The following is a 5,225-nucleotide window of genomic DNA, read 5'->3' as shown; positions in this document are numbered from 1 at the left end:
TTGAGGCGCTGCCAGTGGGCTTGCAGATGCGGGAAGTGGGGCAGCTGGCCGCTTTGCGCCAGCAGATCCACCAGAAAGGAGTTCATGATGTCGGCGCCGGAGAGGCGATCCCCCACCAGATAGTGGCGGGTGGCCAGTACATCGTTGAGGTAGCCCAGCACCTTGGCACACTCCGCTTTGGCGTAGTCCGGCAGGAAACGCATCGGGCTGCCATCTTTGCGCACGAACATATCCAGCAACAGCGGCAATATGCCTGAGCTCTCGGCAAAGTGGAGCCACTGCAGGTACTCGGGGTACTCGGGGCTATCTGGTGCCGGAGCCAGCCGTTCGGCGGCGTAGCGGGCAATCAGGTACTCGGTGATGGCGCCCGATTCCGCTAGCACCCGGCCGTCGAGCTCGATAACAGGCGACTTGCCGAGGGGGTGGATGGCTTTTAGATCGGGCGGTGCCAGAAAGGTGGTGGCATCGCGCTGATACGCCTTGATCTCATAGGGCTGGCCCAGCTCTTCGAGCAGCCAGATGATGCGTTGGGAGCGGGATTTGTTCAGGTGGTGCAGGACTATCATAAGGACCTCGATACGGTGGCAGGATGGGATATACGAGCGGGCAAGGGGGGCGGTTCACCGATGGCTAAAAAAGAGCGGGCTGATGCCCGCTCCCTTGCTGACTGACTCAGGCCTCCAGCGCCTGATCCAGATCCGCCAGTATGTCCTCGATCGCCTCGATCCCCACCGACAGCCGGATCATCTCGGGTTTCACCCCGGCCTTGGCCTGCTCCTCCTCGCTCAACTGGCGATGGGTGGTGGAGGCCGGGTGGCAGGCCAGCGACTTGGCATCGCCGATATTGACCAGCCGCTTGAAGATCTTCAGCGCATCGTAGAAGCGCACCCCCGCCTCGTAACCATCCTTCAGACCGAACGAGAGGATGGCCGAGGGGCGACCGGCCATGTACTTCTCTGCCAGCAGATAGTGGGGATGACCCGGCAGACCGGCATAGCTGACCCAGGCCACCTTGGGGTGATGCTTGAGGTGATGGGCGACCCGCAGGGCGTTATCCACGTGGCGCTCCATGCGCAGGCTCAGAGTCTCCAGCCCTTGCAGCAGCAGGAAGGCGTTCATCGGCGCCAGCGCCGCGCCGGTATTGCGCAGCGGCACGGTACGCACCCGCCCGATAAAGGCAGCCGGGCCAAAGGCCTCGGTGTAGACCACCCCGTGGTAGGAGGGTTCGGGTTTGGTGAGCTGTGGGAAGCGCTCGGCGTTATCCGCCCAGGGGAACTTGCCCGAGTCGACGATGACGCCACCCAGCGAGTTGCCGTGGCCGCCGACATATTTGGTGAGGCTGTGGACCACGATGTCGGCGCCGTGTTCGATGGGTTTGCACAGCACTGGGGTGGCGACCGTGTTGTCGACGATGAGCGGCACACCACGGGCGTGGGCTGCCTTGGCCAGTGCGGCCAAATCGACGATGTTGCCCGCCGGGTTGCCGATGCTCTCGCAGTAGACCGCCTTGGTCTTGTCGTCGATAAGGGCGGCGATGGCCTCGGCGCTGTCGTCCCTGGCGAAGCGCACCTCGACCCCGAAACTCGGCAGCATGTGGGCGAACAAGGTGTAGGTGCCACCATAGAGCTGGGGTGTGGAGACAATGTTGTCACCGGCGGCGGTCAGCGCCTGAATAGCGTAGGTGATGGCGGCGGAACCTGCCGAGACCACCAGCGCGGCCATCCCCCCTTCCAGCGCGGCCATCCGCTGCTCCAGCACATCGTTGGTGGGGTTCATGATGCGGGTGTAGATGTTGCCCGGCACCGCCAGATTGAACAGATCCGCCCCGTGCTGGGCGCTCTCGAACTCGTAGGCCACCGTCTGGTAGATGGGCACGGCGACCGCTTTGGTGGTGGGGTCGCTGGAAAAGCCATGGTGCAGGGCCAGGGTCGCATCTTTCATCACACACTCCTTGTTGGATGTTGCTTGTTGCAGTTATAGATGGATAGACGTCCAATCTATCAGGCCCGTGGCCGATGTAAACAGCAAGATCCGGCAAAGCAGTGTCTCCCGCAGGGGATGCCCGTCCTGAGTGGCTGGCATGGTCCGCACTCAGAGACGACGGCGATACTCCTTGTCATCGATCTGGTTCATGTCCCACTGCATCAGGCGGTTGAGCTGCTGCATGGGATCTTCGATAAGTGGCAAGGGGCGCGGCAGGATCCGCTTGAAGTAACGGCGCAAGGTCTGCTGGATCCGGTTCGGTTTGAGGGGGTTGGCGTGGATCATGATGGTGCTCCTCTACTGTGGTTCTCACGTTCATCAGCAGTATTGAGCTAAAATGCGGAAGTAAAAACTGATGACTTACAGCAACAGGATTTCCTCTTTTATGCCGACCGGCCGCCTCTACCAGCAATTTCAACGACTCGCCCAGCTGCTTGGCAGCGATGAGCGGGAGATCAGCCTCGCCGAGGTGGCGGATCTGCTCTGCTGCACCCCGCGCAACGCCCGCCTGCTGCTGCGGCGGATGCAGGATCAGGGTTGGCTCAGCTGGTCGGCGGAAGCGGGGCGGGGGCGGCGCTCCCGGCTCACCTTGCTCGACAGTCAGGAGAGCCTGACCCGGCGCCGCTTGCGGGATCTGCTCAGTCAGGGCCAGCTGGCGCAGGCGGTGCGGCTGGCCGAGGATCGCCTCGATTTGCTCACTCCGTTGCTGATCGAACAGCTCGGTCAGGCCACCCGCGAGGGGCGCCAGATCCTGCGGGTGCCCTACTATCGGCCGCTGCCGCAATTGCTGCCCACCGGCCCGATGCGCCGCTCCGAAATTCACCTGAGCCGCCAGATCTTCAACGGCCTCACCCGGCGAAATGAGGAAAATGGGGAAATTGAAGGGGATCTCGCCCACCACTGGGAGTGTCTGGGCCCCTGTCACTGGCGTTTCTACCTGCGCCCGGCGGTGCGTTTTCACCACGGTCGCGAGCTGGTGGTGGAAGATGTGATGGAGAGCCTGCTGGCCCTGCGGGATCGCCCGCTGTTTGCACATCTGGCTCGGCTGGAGAGCCCCTGGCCGCGCACCCTGGATCTCTATCTCGACAGCCCGGATCCCTGGCTGCCCCACCTGCTGGCGGAGCCGGTGGCGACCATTTTGCCGCGGGAGCTCAAGGGGGAGGCGGGCTTTGCTCTGCAACCTGTGGGCACCGGCCCCTACCGGGTGGCTGTGAACGATCCCCTGCATCTTTGCCTTGCGGCGTTTGACGACTACTTCGGCCTGCGCGCCCTGCTCGACGAGATCGATATCTGGATGCTGCCTGAACTGGCGGAGCGGCTGGAGACCCACCTGCAGCTGGGGCGCGACAGCCCTGAGCTCGGCACCATGCGCGGCGAATCGGAGCTGGAGTCGGGATGCTACTTTCTGCTGCAGGACGATCGCTCCGGATCCTTGCAGGATCCCGCTCTGCGGCAGTGGCTCGGCCAGTTGCTCAATCCGGTGGCCCTGATGGGGCGGGTCGCCCCCGAGTTGCAACGGGGCTGGACCAGCGCCCTCGGCCTGCTTCCTCACTGGCGCGAAGCGTTGCCCACGCCCTTGCCCACGCCTGCGCAGTTGCCGGGGAGACTGGTGCTGGCCTGCTTCAACCAGCATCTGGAGTTCAACGAGTGCGCCAACGCCATGAGTAGCCTGCTGGCCGAACAGGGGATCAGGCTCGAGGTGCGCACCCTCGATTACGGTCGCTGGGTGAGTGGCGAGGATGAAGACGTGGATCTCTGGCTCGGCACCCTCAACCTCGAACATGCCGGCCCCTTTGCCCCCTACGCCTGGTTGCAGGGCACCCCGTTGCTGCGCAAGGTGTGGAGCAGTCAGCATGAGTTGTGGCAAGGGTTGATGCAGTGGCGCGCCAGCGGTGAGGAGCCTGGCCCCCGCGCCCTACTGGCAAGGGTGCAGCAGCAGAGCTGGTTTGTGCCGCTGTTTCACCACTGGCTGGAGCTGGAGAGCCGGGTCGGCGTGCACGGGGTGAGGATGACGGCGCTCGGCTGGTTCGATTTTCGCAGTGCCTGGCTGCGGCCCGAGCCGACCCATCAGCCCGCAGAGGCGCCATAGTTCGTCCAATTTCTGTCGCGGCTGACGGGCGTTCCGTGGCCGCTTGCGTGAAAGATCCCTAAATCGGCCGCTGCTGCACAGTTTGTGTCACGCCTCTGTGCCATGCTGTTTCAGGTTATGGACAGCAGAGCAAATGAGGAAAACGATGAGCAACAATTCAGACAGTTCCGCAGGAAAATGCCCGGTCATGCACGGGGGAACCACCTCCGTCGAGACGTCCAGAATGGAGTGGTGGCCGAAGAGCCTCAACCTCGACATTCTTCACCAACACGATACCAAGACCAATCCGCTGGGGGCCGGTTTCAACTATCGGGAAGCCTTGAAGGGGCTCGATATGGCGGCCCTCAAGCAGGATGTGACCGCCTTGATGACCGACAGTCAGGAGTGGTGGCCCGCCGACTGGGGCCACTACGGCGGCCTGATGATCCGCATGGCCTGGCACTCGGCCGGGACTTACCGCATCGCCGATGGCCGGGGCGGCGGTGGCAGCGGCAACCAGCGTTTCGCCCCCCTCAACTCCTGGCCGGATAACGCCAACCTCGACAAGGCCCGTCGCCTGCTGTGGCCCATCAAGAAGAAGTACGGCAACAAGATCAGCTGGGCCGACCTGATAATTCTGGCGGGCACCGTGGCCTATGAGTCCATGGGGCTCAAGACCTTCGGCTTCGCCTTTGGCCGCGAGGATATCTGGCACCCGGAGAAGGATATCTACTGGGGATCGGAGAAAGAGTGGCTGGCGCCCAGCGGCAAGCCGGGTGGTCGTTACTCCGGCGAGCGGGATCTGGAAAACCCGCTGGCGGCGGTGATGATGGGGCTTATCTACGTCAACCCGGAAGGGGTGGATGGCCAGCCCGATCCCCTGAAAACCGCGCAGGATATGCGAGTTACCTTCGCCCGCATGGCGATGGATGATGAAGAGACGGTGGCGCTGACCGCCGGTGGCCACACCGTAGGCAAGGCTCACGGCAACGGCGACGCCAAACAGCTCGGGCCCGAGCCGGAAGGGGCCAACCTCGAGGAGCAGGGGCTCGGCTGGATTAACCACCACAGCCGCGGCATCGGCCGCAATACTGTGACCAGCGGCATCGAGGGGGCCTGGACCACCCACCCGACTCAATGGGACAACGGCTACTTCGATCTGCTGTTCAAGTAC

General features: G+C 63.4%; 5 protein-coding genes. 2 read left to right on the top strand and 3 right to left on the bottom strand.

The window, feature by feature from the left end:
- The 3 genes from AACS18_RS00500 to AACS18_RS00490 all read right to left on the bottom strand — a co-directional run.
- Positions 1–566: glutathione S-transferase family protein (locus AACS18_RS00500; RefSeq protein ID WP_181363368.1), on the bottom strand; the 566-nt coding region annotated here is incomplete at its 3' end.
- A gap of 106 nt (positions 567–672) precedes the next feature.
- On the bottom strand, positions 673–1,941 hold the full coding sequence (locus AACS18_RS00495; protein ID WP_108613441.1) for an O-acetylhomoserine aminocarboxypropyltransferase/cysteine synthase family protein: 1,269 nt from the start codon (positions 1,939–1,941) through the stop codon (positions 673–675).
- Between the two features lie 150 nt (positions 1,942–2,091).
- Positions 2,092–2,268 carry a hypothetical protein gene (locus AACS18_RS00490; RefSeq protein ID WP_108613440.1) on the bottom strand — a complete coding sequence of 59 codons (177 nt, stop codon included), beginning with the start codon at positions 2,266–2,268 and terminating at the stop codon, positions 2,092–2,094.
- 100 nt (positions 2,269–2,368) lie between these two features.
- On the opposite strand from AACS18_RS00490, the gene sgrR reads away from it, so the two are divergent.
- Together sgrR and AACS18_RS22960 are read left to right on the top strand one after the other, a co-directional pair.
- Positions 2,369–4,072 (top strand): HTH-type transcriptional regulator SgrR, encoded by a 1,704-nt coding sequence (sgrR, locus tag AACS18_RS00485; RefSeq protein ID WP_181363367.1) that lies wholly within the window; start codon positions 2,369–2,371, stop codon positions 4,070–4,072.
- Positions 4,073–4,217: 145 nt separating this feature from the next.
- The coding region (locus AACS18_RS22960) for a peroxidase family protein (RefSeq protein WP_308810813.1) at positions 4,218–5,225 on the top strand (1,008 nt) is incomplete at its 3' end.

The sequence above is a fragment of the Aeromonas sp. HMWF015 genome (assembly GCF_963878965.1).
GTDB classification, from domain to species: Bacteria; Pseudomonadota; Gammaproteobacteria; order Enterobacterales; family Aeromonadaceae; genus Aeromonas; species Aeromonas veronii.
Note: the sequence above shows the minus strand (reverse complement) of the source record. Positions and strands in the feature narration are given on the sequence as shown.

Coding starts and splice junctions, on each gene's coding strand:
- AACS18_RS00495 (WP_108613441.1), bottom strand. CDS start 1,941: ATGAAAGATGCGACCCTGGCCCTGCACCATGGCTTTTCCAGCGACCCC.
- AACS18_RS00490 (WP_108613440.1), bottom strand. CDS start 2,268: ATGATCCACGCCAACCCCCTCAAACCGAACCGGATCCAGCAGACCTTG.
- sgrR (WP_181363367.1), top strand. CDS start 2,369: ATGCCGACCGGCCGCCTCTACCAGCAATTTCAACGACTCGCCCAGCTG.